Here is a 21,855-nt window from a genome sequence, read left to right as displayed (position 1 = left end):
GCCGCTACACCAAGGTCTTCGGCAAGGGCGCCCCGCACGGCCTGGCGCTGACCCGCCAGGGCGTGCCGACCTACGAGCCCAACGAGGACGCGGCCAAGGGCGGTTACGTCCTGTTCGAGGCGTCCGGCGGGACGCCCGAGGTGGTGCTCATCGCGACCGGTTCCGAGGTGCACGTCGCCGTCGAGGCGCGCGAGCAGCTCGAGGCCGACGGTGTGCCGACGCGGGTCGTCTCCATGCCGTCCGTGGAATGGTTCGAGGAGCAGGACCAGGGGTACCGGGACAGCGTCCTGCCGCCGGCGGTCAAGGCGCGCGTCGCGGTCGAGGCCGGTATCGGTCTCACCTGGCACAAGTACGTGGGTGACGCCGGTCGCATCGTTTCCCTGGAGCACTTCGGTGCTTCGGCCGACGGCAAGGTGCTCTTCCGCGAGTTCGGCTTCACTGCCGAGAACGTGGCCGCCCAGGCCAGGGAATCGATCGCCGCCGCCCAGCGCTGACGCTCATATACGACACGTAGGAGATGCAATTTCCATGACAGACGCACTCAAGCGCCTCTCCGAGGAAGGCGTGGCGATCTGGCTGGACGACCTGTCGCGCAAGCGGATCACGTCCGGCAACCTCGCCGAGCTGATCGACCAGCAGCACGTCGTGGGCGTCACCACCAACCCGTCGATCTTCCAGAAGGCGATCTCCGAGGGCGACGGTTACGACCAGCAGCTCTCCGACCTCGCCTTCCGCAAGGTCAGCGTCGAAGAGGCCATCCGCATGATCACGACGGCGGACGTCCGTGACGCCGCCGACATCCTGCGCCCGGTCTTCGACGCCACCGACGGCAAGGACGGCCGGGTCTCCATCGAGGTCGACCCGCGCCTGGCCCACAACGTCAAGGCGACGGTCGCCGAGGCCAAGCAGCTGGCCTGGCTGGTGGACCGCCCGAACACCCTGATCAAGATCCCGGCCACCGAGGCGGGCATTCCGGCGATCACCGAGGTCATCGGCCTCGGGATCAGCGTCAACGTCACGCTGATCTTCTCGCTGGAGCGCTACCGCATGGTGATGGACGCGTTCCTCGCGGGCCTGGAGAAGGCCAAGGAGCGCGGCCTGGACCTGTCGAAGATCCACTCCGTGGCGTCCTTCTTCGTGTCCCGCGTGGACACCGAGATCGACAAGCGGATCGACGCGCTCGGCACCGACGAGGCCAAGGCCGCCCGCGGCAAGGCGGGCGTGGCCAACGCGCGCCTCGCCTACCAGGCGTACGAGGAGGTCTTCTCCTCGGACCGCTGGACCACGCTGGAGAGCTCCGGCGCCAACAAGCAGCGTCCGCTGTGGGCGTCGACCGGCGTCAAGGACAAGGCGTACAAGGACACGCTGTACGTCGACGAGCTGGTGGCGCCGAACACGGTGAACACCATGCCCGAGGCCACGCTCTTCGCCACCGAGGACCACGGCCAGATCCGCGGCGACGCCGTCGCCGGCACCTACGAGCAGGCCCGCGCCGACCTCGACGCCGTCGAGAAGCTCGGGATCTCGTACGACGACGTGGTCCGGCTGCTCGAGGAAGAGGGCGTCGAGAAGTTCGAGGCGTCCTGGAACGACCTGCTCAAGTCGACCGAGGCAGAGCTTCAGCGCCTCGCCCCTTCGGAGGGCTGAAACCTTGTCGAGCAGCAACCCGCTGCGTGACCCCGCCGACCGACGGCTCCCGCGTATCGCGGGGCCGTCGGGCCTGGTCATTTTCGGCGTCACGGGCGATTTGTCACGAAAGAAGCTCATGCCCGCCGTGTACGACCTCGCGAACCGGGGTCTGCTGCCACCGGGTTTCTCGCTGGTCGGCTTCGCACGCCGTGAGTGGCAGCACGAGGACTTCGCACAGGAGGTCCACGACGCGGTCAAGGAGCACGCCCGTACGCCGTTCCGTGAGGAGGTCTGGCAGCAGCTCATCCAGGGGATGCGCTTCGTCCAGGGCACCTTCGACGACGACGACGCGTTCGAGCGGCTGCGCGGCACGATCGAGGAGCTCGACAAGGCCCAGGGCACGGGCGGCAACTTCGCCTTCTACCTGTCGGTGCCGCCGTCGGCCTTCCCCGTCGTCATCCAGCAGCTGAAGAAGCACAACCTGGCCGACCAGACGAGCGGCTCCTGGCGGCGCGCGGTCATCGAGAAGCCCTTCGGGCACAACCTCGAGTCGGCCGAGGAGCTCAACGCGATCGTCCACCAGGTCTTCGCCCCGGACCAGGTCTTCCGTATCGACCACTACCTGGGCAAGGAGACCGTCCAGAACATCCTGGCGCTCCGCTTCGCCAACACGATGTTCGAGCCGATCTGGAACCGGTCCTTCGTGGACCACGTGCAGATCACCATGGCCGAGGACATCGGCATCGGCGGCCGGGCCGGCTACTACGACGGCATCGGCGCCGCCCGCGACGTCATCCAGAACCACCTGCTCCAGCTGATGGCCCTCACCGCCATGGAGGAGCCCGCCTCCTTCGACGCGGACGCGCTGGCCGCGGAGAAGACCAAGGTGCTCGGCGCGGTGAGGCTGCCCAAGGACCTGGGCCGCGACACCGTCCGCGGACAGTACGCGGCCGGCTGGCAGGGTGGCGAGAAGGTCATCGGCTACCTCCAGGAAGACGGCATCAACGCCAAGTCGAAGACCGACACGTACGCGGCCATCAAGCTGGAGGTCGACAACCGCCGCTGGGCGGGTGTCCCCTTCTACCTCAGGACCGGCAAGCGTCTGGGCCGCCGGGTCACCGAGATCGCGGTGGTCTTCCAGCGGGCCCCGCACTCCCCCTTCGACCACACGGCGACGGAGGAGCTCGGCAAGAACGCCATCGTCATCCGCGTCCAGCCCGACGAGGGCGTCACGGTCCGCTTCGGCTCCAAGGTGCCCGGCACCTCCATGGAGATCCGGGACGTGTCCATGGACTTCGCGTACGGCGAGTCCTTCACGGAGTCCAGCCCCGAGGCGTACGAGCGGCTCATCCTCGACGTCCTGCTCGGCGACTCGAACCTCTTCCCGCGCACCGAGGAGGTCGAGCTGTCCTGGAAGATCCTCGACCCGATCGAGGTGTACTGGGACAAGCACGGCAAGCCCGCCCAGTACCAGGCCGGCACCTGGGGCCCCAACGAGGCGGACGAAATGCTCGAGCGAGACGGACGGAGCTGGCGCCGGCCATGAAGATAGACCTCACGGACACCACGGCCAGCAAGGTCAACAAGGCGCTGGTACAGGGCCGCCGGGCCATCGGCACACCGGCCGTCGGCATGGTGCTCACACTGGTCATCGTCACGGACGAGGAGAACGCGTACGACGCCCTGAGGGCCGCCAACGACGCCTCGCACGAGCACCCCTCGCGCACGCTCGTGGTCATCAAGCGCGTCTCGCGTTCGCCCCGGGACCGTACCCAGTCCCGGTTGGACGCCGAGGTGCGGGTGGGCGCCGACGCGGGCAGCGGCGAGACGGTCGTCCTGCGGCTGTACGGCGAGGTCGTGGACCACGCCCAGTCGGTCGTCCTGCCGCTGCTGCTGCCGGACGCCCCGGTCGTGGTCTGGTGGCCGGTGAACGCGCCCCTGGACCCGGCGGGCGACGCGCTGGGCGCCCTCGCCCAGCGCCGGGTCACCGACACCTACGCCTCCGAGCAGCCGGTGCGGGAGCTCGGCTCGCGGGCCGACGCCTACACACCGGGTGACACGGACCTGTCGTGGACCCGCATCACGCCCTGGCGTTCGATGCTGGCCGCGGCCCTGGACCAGGTCACCTGCGAGGTGGCGGCCGTCGAGGTGGAGGGCGAGGAGTTCAACCCGAGCTGCGAGCTGCTCGCGATGTGGCTCGCGGACCGGCTGGACGTCCCGGTGAAGCGGTCGCTGTCATCGGGCCCCGGCCTCACGGCGGTGCGTATGCAGACCGACTGCGGCCCGATCGTCCTGGACCGCGCGGACGGCTCCCTCGCCACCCTCTCCATCCAGGGTCAGCCCGACCGTGCGGTGGCGCTCAAGCGCCGCGAGACGGCCGAGCTGATCGGGGAGGAGCTGCGGCGGCTGGACCCGGACGACACGTACGCCTCCGCGCTGCGGTTCGGGGTGCACCGCCTGAACGTCTCCAACGGCAACGGCAAGGACGCCGAGGCCTTTGGCGGCGAGCCGGACACCGAGGCCCCGGAAGCAGTGGCCAAAGGAGAACCGGCCGCGGTCGCCGCTCCCGTCGAGACGGCTGCGAAAGCTCCCGCGAGGGAAGAGGCGGCGCAGGCCCCGGTGAAGAAGGCGGCGGCGAAGTGAGCACTCCGCAGCTGGTCGTGCACCATGACAAGGAGCTGATGGCCCAGGCCGCCGCGGCCCGTCTGATCACCAAGGTCGTGGACGCGCAGGCCTCCCGGGGCTCGGCGTCCGTGGTCCTGACGGGCGGCCGCAACGGCAACGGCCTGCTGGCCGCGCTCGCCGCCGCTCCGGCCCGCGACGCCATCGACTGGGGGCGGCTGGACCTGTGGTGGGGTGACGAGCGGTTCCTTCCGGAGGGCGACCCGGAACGCAATGTCACGCAGGCCCGCGAGGCCCTGCTGGACTCGGTGCCCCTGGACCCCGAGCGCGTGCACGCCATGCCCGCGTCGGACGGTCCCCACGGAGCCGACGCGGACGCGGCGGCCGCCGCCTACGCGCAGGAGCTGTCCCGGGCGGCGGGCCCCGAGAACCACGGAGCCGTGCCGACCTTCGACGTCCTGATGCTGGGCGTCGGCCCGGACACCCATGTGGCGTCCCTGTTCCCGGAGCTCCCCGCGGTACGGGAGACCGAGCGCACGGTCGTCGGCGTCCACGGCGCCCCGAAGCCCCCGCCGACCCGCACCACCCTCACCCTCCCGGCGATCCGCGCCGCCCGCGAGGTCTGGCTCCTGGCCGCCGGCGAGGACAAGGCCCAGGCCGCGGCGATCGCCCTCTCGGGCGCGGGCGAGATCCAGGCCCCGGCGGCGGGGGCGTACGGCAGGCAGCGCACCCTGTGGCTGCTGGACTCGGCGGCCGCCTCCCAGCTGCCCAGGTCGCTGTATCCGCCGGCGTCCGCGTGACGTGCGGGTGGGGGCGGCGGAGGTCTCCTTCCTCCACCGCCCCCACCGCCCCGGGCTGCTTCCGCCCGCTCAGCGGGTCGCCATGCCGCCGTGGGGCGACGCTCCGGTCACTTGACCGATCCCGCCATCACCCCTTGCACGAAGTGCCGCTGGAACGCGAAGAACACGGCCACCGGCACCACCAGCGACACGAACGCCCCCGGCGCCAGCACGTCGATGTTGCTGCCGAACTGCCGTATCTGCGACTGGAGTTGCACGGTCAGGGGTTGTGACGAGCTGTCCGCGAACAGGAGCGCCACCAGCATGTCGTTCCACACCCACAGGAACTGGAAGATGGCCAGGCTGGCGATGGCCGGCCGGCCCACCGGCAGGATCAGCCGCGTGAAGATGCGCCATTCGCTTCCGCCGTCCATCCGCGCCGCCTCCAGCATCTCCTTCGGCAACTCGGCGAAGTAGTTGCGCAGCAGGAACACGGCGAACGGCAGCCCGTACGCGACGTGGAACAGCACCACACCGGGAATCGTGCCGAACAACCCGAGCTGCCCGAAGAGCTTGGCGACCGGCAGCAGCCCGATCTGCACGGGCACCACCAGCAACGCCACCACGACCAGGAAGATCGCCTCCCGCCCGGGGAAGTCCAGCCACGCGAAGGCGTATCCGGCGAGCGCGGCCAGGACGACGACCAGCACGGTCGTCGGCACCGAGATGAGAACCGTGTTCCAGAACGCCTGGGTGATCCCGGCGTTCTTCAGCAGCGCCGAGTAGTTGTCGAAGGACAGCTGGCCGGGACTGGCGAACACGGTCCACCAGCCGCCCGTCGCCGTGTCCTGCGCGGACCGCAGCGACGACAGGAACAGCCCGGCCAGCGGGGTGACCCAGACCAGCCCGACCACCACGAGGAAGGCCTGCACCACACCGTTGGACAGGCCGCGCCGGACGGTGTTCATCGCTGACTCCTTCGGAAACGGCGGACGTTGAAGACCATGGCCGGGAGCACCAGGAGCAGCAGCAGGACCCCGAGGGCGCTGCCCAGCCCCTGGTTGTTGCCACCGCCGAACGACACCAGCCACATCTGGGTCGCGAGCACGGTCGCGTCCTCCTGCACGGGCCCGGGCGCGATGATGTAGACGAGGTCGAAGACCTTCATCACGTTGATCACGAGCGTCACGAACACCACGGTCAGGACGGGTGCCAGCAGCGGTACCGTGATCCGCCGGAAGATCTGCCACTCGCTCGCGCCGTCCATCCGCGCCGCTTCCAGCGCGTCCCGCGGCAGTGTCGCGAGCCCGGCGCCGATCAGCACCATCGCGAAGCCGGTCCAGATCCACAGGTACGCCCCGATGATCGCCGGAGTGACGAGCGTCGGCCCGAGCCAGGAGACACCCTCGTACGGCGGGGCGAAGTTCGACGCGGGCAGCCGGACCGAGTACGAGCCCGAGTCCAGCCCCGAGAAGCGGAAGGAGCCGTCGGCCGCGGTGGTCGCCGTGGCGACCGCCTCCCCGCCGCGCACCGCCTCGACCTTCATCTCCGGCAGCCCGCTCTCCCGTCGGTCGACCTTCCCCTGCTCCCCTCCCCCACCGGGTGTGAAGTCCAGGTAGACGACTCCGCTCAGCTCGTCCGGCGCCGCCTCGCGCCCCGCCGCCGCGTACGCGGGCACGGCACCCGCGGGAAGGTCCCGCGGCGCCACGCCGACCAGCCCGAGCGCCACCGAGTCGCCCGGCGACACACCCGCGCCCGTCCGGTACGAGCCGTCCGCGCCCTTCGTCAGGCCCAGGCCGTCACGGGCCCGGGCGGTCGGGTAGGACGACGTGCCCGCGAACGCGTCGTGGACGGAGACGACGGCGGCGTTCAGCACGCCCTTGTCCGGGTCCTCGTCGTAGGCGAGCCGGAAGATGATGCCCGCGGCGAGGAAGGACACCGCCATCGGCATGAACAGCAGCAGCTTGAACGCCGTCGCCCAGCGCACCTTCTCCACCAGCACGGCAAGGATCAGCCCCAGGCCGGTCAGCAGCGCCGGGGCCACGACCACCCAGATCGTCGTGTTGCGGACGGCCTTGAGCGTGGCCGGGTCGTGGAACATCTCGGAGTAGTTCTCGCCGCCCACGAAGCGGGTGCCGGAGGCGTCGAAGAAGCTGCGCCCGACGGAGAACAGCACGGGGTAGACGACGAGGGCGCCGAGCAGCAGCAGCGCGGGGAAGACGAACAGCAGGGCGACGATCCGCCCGCGCCGTCGCGTGCGCCGCGCACGCTCCGCGTGCCCGTCGTGCGGCGGGCTCGTCTCTTTCTCTTTCACCAGTGTGGTGGTCATGACCGGTCAGCCCCGGTATGCCTTGGCCGCCGCGGCTTCCAGCCCGGCCGCCGTCGCCTTCGGGTCGGACGGGTCGCGCAGGAAGTCTTGGAGCAGCTTCCACTCGCCCGCCCCCTTCGTGCCGCCGAAGGCCGCCGGAGCCTGGTCGGACATGTCGAAGCGGACCGAATCCCCGGCGTCGACGAGCGACTTGGCGGTGGCACGCGTGACGTCGTCGCCGTACGACGCCAGGTCGAGGTTCTTGTTCGGGGACAGGAAACCGCCCGCCTCGGCCCACACGGCCGCGGCCTCGGGAGTCGCCAGGTACTCCAGGAGCCGGGTCGCGGCCTTCTGGTTCTTGCCGTCCTTCAGCACCACGGCCGCGTCGCCGCCGCTGACCACCGGCGCCTCACCGCCGTCGACCGCCGGGAACGGGAAGAAGTTCGCGTCCTGGCCGATCGTCCTGCCGAACTGGTCCTTGGCGACCCCGGCGACGAAGTCGCCCTCGTAGACCATGCCGGCCTCGGGCTCGGGCCCGAACACCTTCTCCACCGAGCCCGGGAAGTCGGTGTTGAGGGCTTCCTTCTGCCCGCCCGCGATCAGCTGCCCGTCCTTGAACAGCTTGCCCAGCGTGGTGAGCGCCCTGACCACGGACACGTCGGTCCACTTCAGCCGATGCGCGGCGAGGGCGTCGTACTTCTCGGGTCCGGCCTGGGAGAGATAGATGTTCTCGAACCAGTCGGTGAGCGTCCAGCCGTCCTGGCCGGCCACCGAGAAGGCGGCGAGACCGGAGTCGGAGACGGTGTGCCCGGCCTTCAGCATCTGGTCGTACGTCGTCGGCGGCTTGACGCCGGCCTGGGCGAGGGCGTCGGGGCTGTACCAGACGGTCGACTTGTGGGCGGCCTTGAAGTAGAGGCCGTAGAGGGTGCCGTCGACGCTGCCGTACGTCTTCCAGACGTTCGCGTAGTTGGCGTCGACGGACTGCCGGGTCGTCTTGGACAGGGGCTTGAGCCAGCCCTTCTCGGCGAACTGCTTCAGCACGCCGACCTGCGGCACCATCACCACGTCGGGGGCGTTGCCGCCCTCGATCTTGCTGCCGACGACGGTGGAGACGTTGTCCCCGGTGGACACGAACTGCGTCTTGGCGCCGGTCTTCTCGGAGAAGGCCTCCAGGACCTTCTGGAAGTTCTTCTGTTCGCTGCCGGACCAGACGCCGGCCACGGTGACGGTCTGGCCGCTGAGTGCCTTGTCGCCGCCGCCGGCCGTGACGGGGCCGCCACCGCCACAGGCGGTCGCACCGAGCGCCAGGGCGAGGGCCGTGCAGCTGGCGAGCAGGGTCGTACGTCGTCGCATCATCGTTGATGTCCCTTCGAGGGTTGGGAGTTGCCGGAGGGTCAGGGGGTGGCGCCGTCGCCGATCCACCAGGCGGCGGTGGAGCCGGGGAGCACTCCGGTGGGGCAGGGGCCGCTGGACAGCAGCGGCGTGCCGGTGACGGGCGCGGGCGTGGGCGCCGTACCGAAGTTGACGGCGCAGACGAAGTCGTCACCCTCGCCGCCGCGGGCGAAGGCGAGGACGCCGGGCGGGGTGTCCAGCCAGCGCAGCGCGCCTTCACCCAACTGCGGGAGGGCGGCACGGAGTTGGAGGCCGTCGCGGTACAGGTGCCAGAAGGAGCGGGTGTCGGCGAGGGCGCGGTCGGTGGAGTGTTCGGCGAACCACTCGGGCTGCGGCAGCCACGGCTTGGCGCCCTCGGCACCGGAGGTGAAGCCGAACGGCGAGGCCTGCCCCGACCATGGCAGCGGCACCCGGCAGCCGTCGCGGATGCGGGCGCGGCTGCCGGTGCGGCGGAAGATCGGGTCGGTGAGGACGTCGTCGGGCAGGTCGACGACCTCGGGCAGGCCCAGTTCCTCCCCCTGGTAGATGTACGCGGCTCCGGGGAGTGCCAGCATCATCAGCGCGGCGGCGCGGGCGCGGGCGGCCCCCAGACCGCTGCCTTCCGTCGCGGGTTCGCCGTAGCGCGTGACCGTGCGGACCTGGTCGTGGTTGTTGAGGACCCAGGTGACCGTCGAGCCCGTGCCGGCGATGTCCTGCATGGCCTCGGCGATGACCTTGCGGAAGGCGTCGGCGTTCCAGGGCGCGCTCAGCAGGTCGAAGAAGAAGGCCTGGTGGAGCTCGTCGGGGCGCACGTACAGGGCGTGCTCGCGGGCCGTCGGGACCGAGACCTCGCCGACCAGGAGCCGCTCGCGCCCGTCGCGCTCCGTGTACTCCTCGCACACCGCCCGCCAGTGCCGCCACACGTCGTGGACCTCGGGCTGGTTCCAGGCGAGCGGGTTGACCGAGTCGCGGGTGCGGGCGTCCGCCTCGGGGTCCGGGGAGTCGGGCAGGCCGGGGTGCTTGAAGAGGCCGGCGGCGACGTCGATGCGGAAGCCGTCGACGCCACGGTCGAGCCAGAAGCGGAGGGTGCGGTCGAACTCCGCGGCCACCTCGGGGTTGCGCCAGTTCCAGTCCGGCTGTTCCGGCGTGAACATGTGCAGGTACCACTGGCCGGGGCGGCCGTCCGCCTCGGTGACGCGGGTCCAGGCCGGGCCGCCGAACATGGCGTGCCAGTTGTTGGGGGGCTCGGAGCCGTCCGGGCCGCGGCCGTCGGCGAAGTGGAAGCGGGCGCGGGCGGCCGGGCTGTCGGGCCGCGAGGCGAGCGCCTCGCGAAACCACGGGTGCTCGATGGAGCAGTGGTTGGGGACGATGTCCAGGAGCACCCTGACGCCGAGCCGCCGTGCGGACGCCACCAGCCGGTCGAACTCGGCGAGGTCGCCGAAGACCGGGTCGACTCCGCGGTAGTCGGCCACGTCGTAGCCGTGGTCGTGCTGCGGCGACGGGTAGAAGGGGCTCAGCCAGATGCCGTCGACGCCGAGCTTCTTCAGGTACGGCAGTCCGGCCCTGACCCCTGCGAGGTCGCCGATGCCGTCGCCGGTGCTGTCCAGGAAGCTGCGGACGTACACCTGGTAGATCACTGCGTCACGCCACCAGTGGTGGATGTCGATGCGCTTGGGACTCACCCCGTGGACCTGTCTGTGCGTGCTAACGGTTATGCATGCATGTTAGGTAGGCGTTTCACAGGGGTGTCAACGAGAAGGCAGGCACCAGTTGAAAGTCAGGGCAGTAAATCAGTATTTATCGGGCGCACAGCACATGACTGAGATGGGCTCGTTACCTAACATGTAACTAGCGCTGGGGAATGGCCGCGAGTTCCCGCGCCAGCCGCCGCACCGCGGCCTCGGGCGTCTCGTGCCCCGCCATGGCGTCGTGCACGACGGCCTGCACCACCAGGCTGACCTGGTCGTAGCGCGGGCTCTTGGGGCGCGGCTCGGCGGAGCGGATGCTCGCGCGCAGGGTCGGCAGGTACGGGAACTGCCTGATCAACTCGGGGTCTTCGTACATCGCGGCCCGTACGGGCGGCAGCGCGCCCCGGGTGAGGACCTGGCGCTGGACACCCTCGCTGGTGAGGTACGCGATCAGGCGCGCGGCTGAGTCGGGGTGCCGCGCGTGCGAGCTGACGGCCAGGTTCGAGCCGCCGAGGACACCAGTCCCCGGCCCGTCGCGACCCGGCAGCGGTACGGCGCCGATCCTGCCGGCGACCTTGGACCCCTTGGCCGAGGCGGCGACGTAGGCGTAGGGCCAGTTGCGCAGGAAGAGGAGCCGGCCGTCCTGGAAGGCCTGCTTGGACTCCTGTTCCTTGTACGTCAGCGCCCGCTTCGGTATCCAGCCCTCGCGCACGCCCCTGGCGAGGAACCCGATGCCCTCGCGGGCCGCGGCCGACTCGACGGTGACGCGCTCGCCCTCGTCGCCGAGGATGCTGCCGCCCGCCGAGTAGACGGCCTCGGCCGCGTTGACGGTGAGGCCCTCGTACGGCAGGAACTGGCCCGCGTAGCCGTCGAGCCCGTACTTCGGGGCGATGGTCTTCGCGGCCCGCTCCAGTTCGGCCCAGGTGCGCGGCGGCGGGACGCCCTCCTTGGCGAGGACGTCCTTGCGGTAGAGGAGAAGCCCGGCGTTGGTGACGTACGGGACGGCGTACAGCTGTCCGTCGTAGGTCGCCGTGTCGACGACCGGCGGCAGGAAGCTCTTCAGCGGGAAGCGCTCGCGCGGCAGCGGACGGATCCAGTCGGCGGCGGCGAACTCCGAGGTCCAGTTGACGTCGATGTTGAGGACGTCGAACCGGCTGCGGTCGCCGTCGCGCAGGTCGGTGGCCATCTGCGCGTGGGTCTCGTCGGCGGAGTCCGGGAGCTCGACGAGGGTCACCCGCTCGCCGGGGTGGGTGCGGTTCCAGCCCTCCAGCAGGGGGCCGAGATAGCCGGTGAGGTCTCCGGCGGTGGCGAGGGTGAGCGGGCCACGGCTGCCCCCGAGCCCCTCGTCGGCCCGCGCGCCGGAGGTGACGTACCCGGTCAGGACCACGACAAGGACGAGAAGGCCCCTACCGGCGGCGTGTATCCACCGCATAGGTTCCTCCCTGTACACCGGCACCGGGCTTCTTCGCCTGGGTCAGAGGCCATGTATACCTGTTAGGTATGGGCGATACTAGGGCCTGGAGCACATTCGAAGACTAGGAGGACAGCACGAGTGCGCCTGCCTCTCCTGGCTCTCCTCGCACGCGGTCCGGCCCACGGCTACGAGCTCAAACAGGACCTTGAGCAAGTGCTGGGCTCCGCGTACCCTCAGCCGAACGTCGGCCAGATCTATGTCACCCTCGGCCGCCTCGAGAAGTCGGGACTCATCGAGGGCGAGGAGATCGAGCAGTCCAGCCGGCCCAACAAGAAGATCTACCACCTCACCGACGCCGGGCGTGAGGCGCTGCGCGCCTGGTACGAGGAGACGGCGGACGAACCGAGGGTTCGGGACGAGTTCTTCATGAAGCTGGCCCTCGCTCCGCAGACCCGTCTCGCCGACCAGATCGCCCTCATCAACAAGCAGCGGCGCCATTACCTCAACACCATGCGCGGTCTGTCGAAGCTGGCCGCCGCCGAGAACCGGGACAACCGCATGGCCCACCTGCTGATCGAGGGCGCGATGCTGCATCTGCAGGCCGACCTCGACTGGCTGGAGCGATGCCAGGAAGAGCTGGAGGAGCCGGAGTGAGCGACAGCCCCACTCCTGTGCTGCGCGCCGAGGGCCTGGTCAAGACACACCACGGCGAGGGAGCCCCGGCACAGGCCGTGCGCGGGGTCGATCTGCGGGTCCGGCACGGCGAGTTCGTGGCGATCACCGGCCCGTCCGGCGCCGGGAAGTCGACGCTCCTGCACCTGCTCGGCGGACTCCAGCGGCCGGACGGCGGCAGCATCTGGCTGGACGGCGAGTGCACCGACTCCTACAGCGAGGCCCGCTGGGCCGTGGAGCGCAGGAAGCGCATCGGGATCGTCTTCCAGTTCTTCAACCTGGTCTCGAACCTCTCGGTCGCCGACAACGTGGAACTGCCTGCGCTGCTCGCCGGAGTCTCCCCGAAGCGGGCGCGCGCCGAGCGGGAGGAACTGCTGGCCGAGCTGGGCCTCGGCGGCAAGGAGCGGAGCATGCCGGGCGAGCTGTCCGGCGGTGAGCAGCAGCGGGTGGCGCTGGCCCGGGCGCTGGTCAACCACCCTCCACTGCTGCTGGCCGACGAGCCCGCGGGCAGCCTGGACAGCAAGGGCACCCGCGAGGTGATGCGGCTGCTGTCCCGCTTCCACCAGCGCGGCCAGACCATCCTGCTGGTCACCCATGACGCACGGCTGGCGAGCGCCGCGGACCGGGTGATCAGCTTCTTCGACGGCCGGATCGCCGACGACGCGGAACTGGACGTCGTGCCGCCGCCCGGCACCGGCATATCCGGCGTGCTGCAACTCAAGGACTGACATGCGCGTGTACGACCGTTTGCTCACCGTGCGCGAGCCGAGGGGCTGAGGCCGTGCGAGCCACGTTGCGCTGGGCGCACTCCGATCTGCGCACGCACCGAGGTGAAGCGCTGTTCCTGGTGCTGGCCACCGCGGGCATCGTCGCCTCGCTCCTGCTGGCCACGGCGCTGTTCGGGTACGCGACCAATCCCTGGCAGCGGGTCTTCACACAGTCGCGCGGGGCGCACGTGTGGATCCACACCGGCCCGTCCGCGCAGGTGCGGCAGCTGGCGGGGCTGGACGGCGTCGAGTCCGTCTCCGGCCCCTACCCCACCGCCTCCGCCACCCTCGCCTCCCGTGGCGTGCGCGCCCCGGTCGAGCTGCGCGGCACGGACGAGCGCGCAGCCGTCGACCGCCCGCTGGTCACCGCCGGACACTGGCTTCGGTCCGCGACCCCCGACGGGGTCGTCGTGGAGAGCCGCCTGGCCCGCGCGCTGCTGGCCGAACCCGGCGACACCCTCACCCTCCCCGGCACCGCGCGGAGACTGACCGTCCTCGGTATCGCCGACAGCGCCGAACCTCGCTACCGACCGGGCGAGCGGCCGGGCCTGGTCTGGGCACTGCCCTCCGCCGTAGGTGACCCCGCCGGCCAGGCGATCGGACTGCGCCTGACGAACCCCGACGACACGGACTACGCGGTCCAGCGCGCCGTCACCGTGCTGGGAGCCGGTGCGGTCAGCGAGGTCTCCACCTGGCAGCAGGCCCGCGCCGAGGCGCAGGGCGACAACCGGCTGCTGGGGCAGGTGCTGGGTCTGTTCGGCCTGGGCGCGCTGATCGCGGCCGGGCTCGCCGTGCACGGCGCGATCGGCACCCGTATCCGCGGCCACCTCAGGGACATCTCCATCCTCAAGGCCGTCGGGTTCACCCCCGGCCAGGTCGTCCGCGTCTTCCTGCTCCAGCACATCGCCTACGCGCTGCTCGGCGCCGTGGCCGCGGCGGCGCTCACCCAGGCTCTCGGCAGCCGGATCCCGGGCCGCCTCGGGGACGCGCTGGGCGTGTGGCAGGGGCTGCCCGGGCACACGGCGGCACTGATCGTCATACCGGTGGGCGCGGTGCTGTTCATCGCCGCCACCACCGGACTCGCCGCCTGGCGAGCGGGACGCGTTCCTCCGGTACCGGTGCAGCGCCCCGCAACCACACCCACCGGCCGGCTGACGGACGTGGCCCGCCTCTTCCTCGGGCCACGGTCCTCGGCTCCAGCGGACGTACGACTGCGGGGCCTGACCCGCCGGATCCTCGGCCGTCGGCCCTGGGCTCCGTCCACCGAGCGACGCCCCGACACCGCACACCCCACGCCCGCCCCCCGGCCGCCGGTCCTGCCGGCCGGGCAGCTGGGCGGTCTGGCGCGGCGGGCGCTCGGGCTCGGGCTCCCGCCCGCACTGGTGCTGGGCTGCCACCGGGCGTTCTCGCGCCGCGGGCGGTCACTGGGGACGGTGGCCCGGCTCGCTCTTCCGCTCCTGCTGATCGTCGTCGCGATGAGCGCGTGGACCACCATCGACCGCTTCCACAGCAGCCCTGAGCGGATCGGCCTTCCGACCGCGCTCACCGTCCACGCGGACACCGGTCTCACCGACCGGGAAACACGGTCGCTGCTGGAGGGTGATCCGCAGGTCGCCGCCGCCTACCCGGGAGTGGAAGTGGCGGCCCTGGTCCCGGGCCAGACGGCCACCATCGCTCTGCGCGGCCTCGGCACCCGCCAGGCCCCGTACCCGTACACCCTGGCCGAGGGCCGCCTGGCGCACGGCCGCGACGAGGCGGTGGCCGGGCAGGGCCTGCTCGACGCGCTGGACGTGCGGGTCGGCGACTGGGTGCGGATGACGGTGGGCGACCAACCGCAGATCCTGCACATCGTGGGTCGCAGCATAGAGCCGGAGAACGCCGGCCGGGTCATCTCCACCTCCCTCGACACCCTCCGCGAGAACGATCCGGGACTGGGAGCGACGCTCTATCAGCTCCGGCTGCGCGCGGGCGCCGACCCGCACGAGGTCGCCGGCCGGCTGACCGCGGCCGGCGACGGGCACCTGGACGTGCACGCCGTGACGAACCCGGCCGACGGGCTCTCGCCGCTGCGCGGGGTCGTCGTGGGTCTGATCGCCGTACTGGCCCTGATCGGGCTCATCGAGCTGCTGACCGCGATCGGCGGCACCGTGCGCGAGGGCGAACGGGACCTGCTGGCGCTCAAGGCCATCGGTCTGTCCCCGCGGCAGATCACCGCCATCACCGTCACCGCCACCGGCTGCACCGCCCTGGCCGCCGTCCTCGTCGGTACGGCGCTGGGCACGCCGGTGGCTCGCTGGCTGATCGACGCCCAGGGCAGATCGAGCGGCATCGGCAGCGGGCTGGCCCAAAGCCCCTCCCCCGCGATCCTGGTGCTGTTCGGGGCGGCCGCGGTGCTGGGCGCGGCCGCGCTCGCCGCCCTGCCCGCGGCCCGCGCGGCCCGCCGCCGACTCGCGGACACGCTCAGCGCGGTGGCCTGAGGCGACGCCGTCCAGCGGGGTCAGCCCCCGAGGAGCCGTAGAGGCCGGGGCTTACGGGAAGCGGGCGCTCGTGCGCCGCCCGCTTCCCGCACTCAGGTCAGCGCCGACCGCTCAGCTTCACTGTCGACCGCGCAGCTCCCGGTACGCGGCCACCAGGGCCTTCGTGGACGCGTCCAGGCCCGGCACCTCGGCCCCTTCCGTCAGCGCGGGCTCGACGCGCTTGGCGAGGACCTTGCCGAGCTCGACGCCCCACTGGTCGAAGGAGTCGATGTTCCAGATCGCGCCCTGGACGAACACCTTGTGCTCGTAGAGGGCGATGAGCTGCCCGAGGACCGACGGGGTCAGTGCGCGGGCGAGGATGGTGGTCGTGGGGCGGTTGCCCCGGAAGGTCTTGTGCGGCACCAGCTCCTCGGGGGCACCCTCCGCGCGCACCTCCTCGGCGGTCTTGCCGAAGGCCAACGCCTGCGTCTGGGCGAAGAAGTTGGCCATCAGCAGGTCGTGCTGGGCCACCAGCCCCGGCTGGAGGTCGGCGACCGGCTCGGCGAAGCCGATGAAGTCGGCCGGGATGAGCTTGGTGCCCTGGTGGATCAACTGGTAGTAGGCGTGCTGCCCGTTGGTGCCGGGCGTGCCCCACACCACCGGCCCGGTCTGCCAGTCGACGGGGTTGCCGTCACGGTCCACGGACTTGCCGTTGGACTCCATGTCCAGCTGCTGGAGATAGGCCGTGAACTTGGACAGGTAGTGGCTGTAGGGCAGCACCGCGTGCGACTGGGCGCCGAAGAAGTTGCCGTACCAGACGCCCAACAGGCCCAGCAGCAGCGGCACGTTGGCCTCGGCCGGCGCGGTCCGGAAGTGCTCGTCGACGAGGCGGAAGCCCTCCAGCATCTCCCGGAAGCGCTCCGGGCCGACGGCGACCATCAGGGACAGACCGATCGCCGAGTCGAAGGAGTAGCGGCCGCCCACCCAGTCCCAGAACTCGAACATGTTCGCCGTGTCGATGCCGAACTCCGACACCTTCCCGGCGTTCGTCGACAGCGCCACGAAGTGCTTGGCGACGGCGTCCTGACCGGCCTTGAGCTCGGTGAGCAGCCAGTCGCGCGCCGAGGTCGCGTTGGTGATCGTCTCGATCGTCGTGAAGGTCTTGGACGCGATGACGAACAGCGTCTCGGCCGCGTCCAGGTCACGGACGGCCTCGTGCAGGTCGGCCCCGTCCACGTTCGACACGAAGCGGACCGTGAGGTCGCGGTCGGTGTACGCGCGCAGCGCCTCGTAGGCCATCGCGGGGCCCAGGTCGGAGCCGCCGATGCCGACGTTGACCACGTTCCTGATCCGCTTGCCGGTGTGCCCGGTCCACTCCCCCGAGCGGACCCGCTCGGCGAAGTCGGCCATCTTGTCGAGGACGGCGTGCACACCCGGCACGACGTTCTCCCCGTCGACCTCGACCACCGCGTCACGCGACGACCGCAGTGCGGTGTGCAGCACGGCCCGGTCCTCGGTGGTGTTGATGCGCTCGCCGCGGAACATGGCGTCCCTGAGGCCGAAGACGTCGGCCCGCGCGGCCAGCTCACGCAACAGCCGGAGGGTCTCGTCGGTGACGAGCTGCTTGGAGTAGTCGACGTACAGGTCACCGACCCGCATCGTGTACCCGCTGCCGCGCCCGGGGTCGGCGGCGAACAGCTCGCGCAACCGCACGTCGCCGAGTTCCTCGCGGTGCCTGGCCAGAGCGGTCCACTCGGGCGTCTCGTTGAGCCTGGTACGGCCGTCTGCGTTCATGTCGGACTTCAGCCCTCTTTCCTACCTGTCCCTGCTGCGTACCCTGCCCCGCTGCGGTTCCCAACCTAATTGATCAGCGTGGCGCGCGAGCTGTCGTGGCGCCGTCGTCCGGCGCAACAACAGGTACGTGCGCCGTGAGCGCGGGTATCAGCGAGATGACGGACAGGACGAAGAAGGCGGCTGTGAGCAGGGGCGGGGCATTGAGACCCCAGGCGGTGGCGACGGCGCCGCCCAGCATGGCCCCCAGCGGCACCCCGCCCATCGCGAGGGTCCGGAAGGCGGAGGCGACCCGGCCCAGCAGTTCGGCGGGGGTGCGCTCCTGCATCAGCGTCGTCGTGTTGACGTTCCACACCATGCCCATGACCCCGAAGACGCACAGGGCTGCCACCAGAGCGGTCAGGCTGCGCACGGTGCCCATCACCACCAGGGCCACGGTCTGCACCACACCGGCGAGCAGCACGGCCCGCATCCGGCCGAGGCCGTCGACCAGGCGGCCGTTGAGCACTCCCCCGAGCAGCCCGCCGACGGTGAAGGCGACGCCCGCCGCCGCGTACCCCGCGGGACCGGTGTCGAGCCAGCCGGTCACCAGGACGACCAGGGTGGCGATCAGCGCGCCCATGCCGATGTTGCACAGGGCGGTGGCGGCGCACAGCCCGCGCAGGGCGCGGTCGCGCCACAGGGTGTGCAGCCCCTCCGCGATCTCCCGGCGCAGGGTGCTGCCGCCCGGTCTCGGCTTCCGCTCGGGTGCCTGGGCCCGCAGGGAGGCCACCAGCGCGGCCGCCACGAGGAACGTCGCGGCGTCGGCCAGGAAGGGGACGGCCGCTCCGGCGGCGAGCAGCACCGGCACGACCGGCCCGCCCACCATGCCGCCGGCGATGCGCTGCCCGGTCATCAGGCGGGCGTTCGCGCTGCCGAGGGCTGCCGGGGCGACCAGGGCGGGGAGCAGGGCGGTGGCAGCGTTGTCGAAGAGGGTCTGGAGGGCGGTCAGGGTGATGGCCAGCGCGATGAGCAGGCCGATCGAGGCGTGCCCGAAGGCCACGGCGGCCGCGAAGGCGGCGACCAGCAGCCCGCGCGCCAGATCGACCGTCCACATGGCCCGCCGCTGGTCCACCCGGTCGGCGACGGCGCCCCCGAGCAGCCCCAGCACCAGCCACGGCAGGTAACCGCAGGCGGTCACGGACGCGACGAGCAGCGGCCGGTCCGTCAGGGACACGGCGAGCAGGGGCAGCGCCGCGGCGCGCAGGGAGTCGCCGAAACTGGAGAGCACGGCGGCGCTCCACAGCCGCCCGAATCCCCCACGCCACGCGGGCACCCGCGCGCCCACCACGTCGACCGTCGCCACCGCTCCCCCTCACGATTCGCCGATGCACAAACCGTAGAGGGCACCACTGACAACCGGGTCGCGAGCGAGGCCGCCCGGGCCGCTGAAACAGGTTCGGCCAGGCATCTGTGGATGCCCGGCCGTCTCTCGACTCCTAGATCTCGCCCCGCAGTTTGGCGAGCGCCTCGGCGAGGATCGCCTCGCCGTCCGCGTCGCTGCGTCGCTCCCGCACATACGCCAGGTGCGTCTTGTAGGGCTCGGTGCGCGGCGGGTCCGGTGGGTTGTCCCGGTCCTGGCCGGCGGGAAAGCCGCAGCGCGGACAGTCCCAGGTGTCGGGAACCTGCGCGTCGCTGGCGAAGCTGGGCTGCGTCTCATGCCCGTTGGAGCACCAGAAGGAGATGCGCAGACGCGGCGCGGACTCGCCCCGCTCGGCCTCGCCCATCGGCCCCGCCCCGACCCGGCTTCCTCGGATCGCGTTGCCACTTGCCACGGTCGTAACTCCCTGCGTGATGGTGCCGCAAAGCGAGTCGGCGTTTCGCTTCACTGCGAGCGCCTCAGTCTACGTAAGGCCCAACGCGCGTCCAGTGATTGGAGTTACAGGCCCCCCTACACAAAGACGCAAGCCCCATGATAGGCCGCGCTCAGCTGCGCGTACCGAACATGGGGCCTTACGTGCGGAATGGCCGTGCTTCGTGTGCGACGCTGATCAGTTGTTCGCCTTCATCAGCAGGCCGAGCACGACAATGCACGCGAACCACAGCACACCGACCACCACGGTGATGCGGTCGAGGTTGCGCTCGGCGACCGAGGAGCCACCGACGGACGACTGCATGCCGCCACCGAACATGTCGGAGAGGCCGCCGCCCTTGCCCTTGTGCATCAGCACCAGCAGCATCAGCAGCCCGCTGAAGACGATCAGGGCGATCGAGAACCCCATAACCACGGCTGGACCAACTTCCTCGGATCTGGATGAACGTCGGGGGCACAGCGCTGCGCTGTGCCCCCGACAGGGTACGACGTATCGCCGCTACCGCATACTCACTGGTCGCGGAAGCGCACGATCTTGACGAACTCGTCCGCGTCCAGCGACGCGCCGCCGATCAGGGCGCCGTCGATGTCCGCCTGGGCCATGATCTCGGCGACGTTGCCGGACTTCACGGAGCCGCCGTACTGGATGCGGACCTTGTCGGCCAGCTCCTGCGTGTACAGCTCGGCGACCTTGCCGCGGATGGCCGCGCAGACCTCCTGGGCGTCCTCGGCACCGCAGACCTTGCCGGTGCCGATGGCCCACACGGGCTCGTACGCGATCACGACGGTCTCGGCCTGCTCGGCCGGGAGGTCCTTGAGACCGCCCTCGACCTGGGTGAGGGTGTGCGTGACGTGGTTGCCCGCCTCGCGGACCTCCAGCTCCTCGCCGACACACAGGATCGGGGTCAGGCCGTGCTTGTAGGCGGCCTTGACCTTGGCGTTCACCTGCTCGTCGGTCTCGTTGTGGTACTGGCGGCGCTCGGAGTGGCCGATCGCCACGTACGTGCACTTCAGCTTGGCCAGCATCGGGCCGGAGATCTCGCCGGTGTAGGCGCCGGAGTCGTGCGCCGAGATGTCCTGGGCGCCGTACTTGATCTTGAGCTTGTCACCGTCGACCAGGGTCTGCACGGAGCGCAGGTCTGTGAAGGGCGGCAGGACGGCGACCTCGACGGCGTCGTAGTCCTTGTCGGCCAGGGCGAAAGCGAGCTTCTGGACGTGGGCGATGGCCTCGAGGTGGTTGAGGTTCATCTTCCAGTTGCCCGCCATCAGCGGCGTGCGGGTGCTCATTGAGGTCAGTCCTCCAGTGCGGCGAGGCCGGGGAGCGTCTTGCCCTCGAGGTATTCGAGGGAGGCGCCGCCGCCGGTCGAGATGTGGCCGAATGCGTTCTCGTCGAAGCCCAGGATGCGGACGGCCGCGGCGGAGTCGCCGCCGCCGACGACCGTGAAGCCCGGGGAGTCGAGGAGGGCCTGGGCGACCGCCTTGGTGCCCTCGGCGTAGTCGGGGTGCTCGAAGACGCCCATGGGGCCGTTCCAGAAGACGGTGGCGGCGTCGGCGAGCTTCGAGGCGTACAGCTTGCGGGTCTTGGGGCCGATGTCCAGGCCCAGCTCGTCGGCGGGGATGGCGTCCGCGGCGACGGTGTTGGGGTTGCCCGGCGCCTTGGTCTTCAGGTCCGGGAACTCGGTGGAGGTCAGCACGTCGACGGGGAGCACCAGCTCGACGCCGTTCTTCTGCGCCCGCTCGATGTACTCCTGGACGACCGGGATCTGGTCCTCCTGCAGGAGGGACGCGCCGACCTCGTACCCCTTGGCCTTGAGGAAGGTGAACACCATGCCGCCGCCGATGAGGAGGCGGTCCGCCTTGCCGAGCAGCTGGTCGATGACGGCGAGCTTGTCGGAGACCTTGGAACCGCCGAGGGCGACGACGTAGGGCCGCTTGACGTCCTCGGTGAGCTTCTTCAGGACAGCGACCTCGGTGGCGATGAGGTAGCCGGCCGCGTGCGGGAGGCGGGCCGGGAGGTCGAAGACCGAGGCGTGCTTGCGGTGCACCGCGCCGAAACCGTCCCCCACGTACACGTCGGCCAGGGCCGCGAGCTGATCGGCGAAGGCACCGCGCTCGGCGTCGTCCTTGGAGGTCTCACCGGCGTTGAAGCGCAGGTTCTCGATGACGGCGACCGAGCCGTCGGCGAGGCCGGCGACGGTCGACGTGGCGGACTCGCCGACCGTGTCCGTCGCGAACGCCACGTCGGTGCCGAGCAGTTCACCCAGGCGCGCGGCGGCCGGCCCGAGCGAGAAGGCCGGGTCCGGGGCACCCTTGGGGCGGCCCAGGTGCGAGGCGACGACCACCCGGGCGCCCGCCTCGGCGAGGGCCTTGACGGTGGGCAGGACGGCGCGGATGCGGCCGTCGTCGGTGATCGTGGTGCCGTCCAGCGGCACGTTCAGGTCGGCGCGGACGAAGACCCGCTTGCCCGCGACGCCTACGGCGAGAAGTTCGTCGATCGTCTTCATGG

Annotated in this window: 19 protein-coding genes; 8 read left to right on the top strand and 11 right to left on the bottom strand. The window is 70.9% G+C overall.

All coding sequences use genetic code 11. From position 1 onward, the window contains the following. From AQJ84_RS29025 to pgl, 5 genes are all read left to right on the top strand, one after another. Positions 1 to 494 (top strand): transketolase-like TK C-terminal-containing protein (locus AQJ84_RS29025; RefSeq protein WP_318717188.1); only part of this gene is annotated, 494 nt, incomplete at its 5' end. Between the two features lie 34 nt (positions 495 to 528). Next, a complete protein-coding gene (gene tal / locus AQJ84_RS29020; protein ID WP_030045713.1) occupies positions 529 to 1,647 on the top strand; it encodes a transaldolase in 1,119 nt (372 codons plus the stop codon). 4 nt (positions 1,648 to 1,651) lie between these two features. Next, positions 1,652 to 3,175, top strand: coding sequence for a glucose-6-phosphate dehydrogenase (gene zwf, locus AQJ84_RS29015; protein WP_059198881.1), 1,524 nt, complete (start codon positions 1,652 to 1,654; stop codon positions 3,173 to 3,175). Then, a complete protein-coding gene (gene opcA / locus AQJ84_RS29010) occupies positions 3,172 to 4,272 on the top strand; it encodes a glucose-6-phosphate dehydrogenase assembly protein OpcA (protein ID WP_053191923.1) in 1,101 nt (366 codons plus the stop codon). Before zwf ends, opcA begins: the two co-directional genes overlap by 4 nt. After that, positions 4,269 to 5,051 carry a 6-phosphogluconolactonase gene (pgl, locus tag AQJ84_RS29005; protein ID WP_030045710.1) on the top strand — a complete coding sequence of 261 codons (783 nt, stop codon included), beginning with the start codon at positions 4,269 to 4,271 and terminating at the stop codon, positions 5,049 to 5,051. The genes opcA and pgl overlap by 4 nt, the downstream gene beginning before the upstream one ends. A 107-nt stretch (positions 5,052 to 5,158) precedes the next feature. Here the strand turns inward: pgl and AQJ84_RS29000 are convergent, their stop codons facing one another. From AQJ84_RS29000 to AQJ84_RS28980, 5 genes are all read right to left on the bottom strand, one after another. After that, a complete protein-coding gene (locus AQJ84_RS29000) occupies positions 5,159 to 5,998 on the bottom strand; it encodes a carbohydrate ABC transporter permease (RefSeq protein WP_030045709.1) in 840 nt (279 codons plus the stop codon). Further along, positions 5,995 to 7,359 carry a carbohydrate ABC transporter permease gene (locus AQJ84_RS28995; RefSeq protein WP_053191922.1) on the bottom strand — a complete coding sequence of 455 codons (1,365 nt, stop codon included), beginning with the start codon at positions 7,357 to 7,359 and terminating at the stop codon, positions 5,995 to 5,997. The genes AQJ84_RS29000 and AQJ84_RS28995 overlap by 4 nt, the downstream gene beginning before the upstream one ends. 6 nt (positions 7,360 to 7,365) lie before the next feature. Then, positions 7,366 to 8,694 (bottom strand): ABC transporter substrate-binding protein, encoded by a 1,329-nt coding sequence (locus AQJ84_RS28990; protein WP_053191920.1) that lies wholly within the window; start codon positions 8,692 to 8,694, stop codon positions 7,366 to 7,368. Between the two features lie 38 nt (positions 8,695 to 8,732). Then, the gene (locus AQJ84_RS28985) at positions 8,733 to 10,391 is read right to left on the bottom strand and encodes a glycoside hydrolase family 13 protein (RefSeq protein WP_374935407.1); all 1,659 of its coding nucleotides are present in this window, start codon (positions 10,389 to 10,391) and stop codon (positions 8,733 to 8,735) included. A gap of 166 nt (positions 10,392 to 10,557) precedes the next feature. Beyond that, entirely contained in the window at positions 10,558 to 11,829 is a 1,272-nt protein-coding gene (locus AQJ84_RS28980; protein WP_030045702.1) for an ABC transporter substrate-binding protein, read from the bottom strand. Positions 11,830 to 11,949: 120 nt separating this feature from the next. Between AQJ84_RS28980 and AQJ84_RS28975 the strand changes: the two genes are divergently transcribed. The 3 genes from AQJ84_RS28975 to AQJ84_RS28965 are packed head-to-tail and all read left to right on the top strand — an operon-like array spanning position 11,950 to position 15,727. Further along, positions 11,950 to 12,465, top strand: a complete 516-nt coding sequence (locus AQJ84_RS28975) for a PadR family transcriptional regulator (RefSeq protein WP_030045701.1) — start codon at positions 11,950 to 11,952, stop codon at positions 12,463 to 12,465. Beyond that, entirely contained in the window at positions 12,435 to 13,211 is a 777-nt protein-coding gene (locus tag AQJ84_RS28970) for an ABC transporter ATP-binding protein (protein WP_030045700.1), read from the top strand. Before AQJ84_RS28975 ends, AQJ84_RS28970 begins: the two co-directional genes overlap by 31 nt. Before the next feature lie 53 nt (positions 13,212 to 13,264). After that, positions 13,265 to 15,727: an ABC transporter permease gene (locus AQJ84_RS28965; protein WP_030045699.1), complete on the top strand. Its 2,463-nt coding sequence runs from the start codon at positions 13,265 to 13,267 to the stop codon at positions 15,725 to 15,727. Positions 15,728 to 15,844: 117 nt separating this feature from the next. On the opposite strand, the gene pgi is transcribed toward AQJ84_RS28965, so the two are convergent. From pgi to AQJ84_RS28935, 6 genes are all read right to left on the bottom strand, one after another. Beyond that, positions 15,845 to 17,500, bottom strand: coding sequence for a glucose-6-phosphate isomerase (pgi, locus tag AQJ84_RS28960; protein WP_053191918.1), 1,656 nt, complete (start codon positions 17,498 to 17,500; stop codon positions 15,845 to 15,847). A gap of 73 nt (positions 17,501 to 17,573) precedes the next feature. Then, the gene (locus AQJ84_RS28955) at positions 17,574 to 18,842 is read right to left on the bottom strand and encodes an MFS transporter (RefSeq protein ID WP_030039590.1); all 1,269 of its coding nucleotides are present in this window, start codon (positions 18,840 to 18,842) and stop codon (positions 17,574 to 17,576) included. A 133-nt stretch (positions 18,843 to 18,975) separates the two neighbouring features. Beyond that, positions 18,976 to 19,311 (bottom strand): RNA polymerase-binding protein RbpA, encoded by a 336-nt coding sequence (locus AQJ84_RS28950; protein WP_003957010.1) that lies wholly within the window; start codon positions 19,309 to 19,311, stop codon positions 18,976 to 18,978. Between the two features lie 216 nt (positions 19,312 to 19,527). After that, the gene (gene secG / locus AQJ84_RS28945; protein ID WP_030039589.1) at positions 19,528 to 19,758 is read right to left on the bottom strand and encodes a preprotein translocase subunit SecG; all 231 of its coding nucleotides are present in this window, start codon (positions 19,756 to 19,758) and stop codon (positions 19,528 to 19,530) included. 101 nt (positions 19,759 to 19,859) lie between these two features. Continuing rightward, on the bottom strand, positions 19,860 to 20,636 hold the full coding sequence (tpiA, locus tag AQJ84_RS28940; protein ID WP_030039588.1) for a triose-phosphate isomerase: 777 nt from the start codon (positions 20,634 to 20,636) through the stop codon (positions 19,860 to 19,862). A 5-nt stretch (positions 20,637 to 20,641) separates the two neighbouring features. Further along, complete coding sequence (locus AQJ84_RS28935; RefSeq protein WP_030039587.1) at positions 20,642 to 21,853, bottom strand: phosphoglycerate kinase; 1,212 nt, start codon at positions 21,851 to 21,853, stop codon at positions 20,642 to 20,644. Between the last annotated feature and the right edge of the window lie 2 nt (positions 21,854 to 21,855).

It is taken from the genome of Streptomyces resistomycificus (assembly GCF_001514265.1).
Lineage (GTDB): Bacteria > Actinomycetota > Actinomycetes > Streptomycetales > Streptomycetaceae > Streptomyces > Streptomyces resistomycificus.
The sequence above is the reverse complement of the archived record's forward strand: the minus strand, read 5'-3'. Positions and strand labels throughout refer to the sequence as shown.

Excerpts from the sequence above, each read along its gene's own strand:
- AQJ84_RS28970 (WP_030045700.1), top strand. The coding sequence starts at position 12,435 with ATGCCAGGAAGAGCTGGAGGAGCCGGAGTGAGCGACAGCCCCACTCCT.
- AQJ84_RS28995 (WP_053191922.1), bottom strand. The coding sequence starts at position 7,359 with ATGACCACCACACTGGTGAAAGAGAAAGAGACGAGCCCGCCGCACGAC.
- secG (WP_030039589.1), bottom strand. The coding sequence starts at position 19,758 with ATGGGGTTCTCGATCGCCCTGATCGTCTTCAGCGGGCTGCTGATGCTG.
- AQJ84_RS28980 (WP_030045702.1), bottom strand. The coding sequence starts at position 11,829 with ATGCGGTGGATACACGCCGCCGGTAGGGGCCTTCTCGTCCTTGTCGTG.
- pgi (WP_053191918.1), bottom strand. The coding sequence starts at position 17,500 with ATGAACGCAGACGGCCGTACCAGGCTCAACGAGACGCCCGAGTGGACC.
- AQJ84_RS28990 (WP_053191920.1), bottom strand. The coding sequence starts at position 8,694 with ATGATGCGACGACGTACGACCCTGCTCGCCAGCTGCACGGCCCTCGCC.
- opcA (WP_053191923.1), top strand. The coding sequence starts at position 3,172 with ATGAAGATAGACCTCACGGACACCACGGCCAGCAAGGTCAACAAGGCG.
- AQJ84_RS28935 (WP_030039587.1), bottom strand. The coding sequence starts at position 21,853 with ATGAAGACGATCGACGAACTTCTCGCCGTAGGCGTCGCGGGCAAGCGG.
- AQJ84_RS29000 (WP_030045709.1), bottom strand. The coding sequence starts at position 5,998 with ATGAACACCGTCCGGCGCGGCCTGTCCAACGGTGTGGTGCAGGCCTTC.
- tpiA (WP_030039588.1), bottom strand. The coding sequence starts at position 20,636 with ATGAGCACCCGCACGCCGCTGATGGCGGGCAACTGGAAGATGAACCTC.
- tal (WP_030045713.1), top strand. The coding sequence starts at position 529 with ATGACAGACGCACTCAAGCGCCTCTCCGAGGAAGGCGTGGCGATCTGG.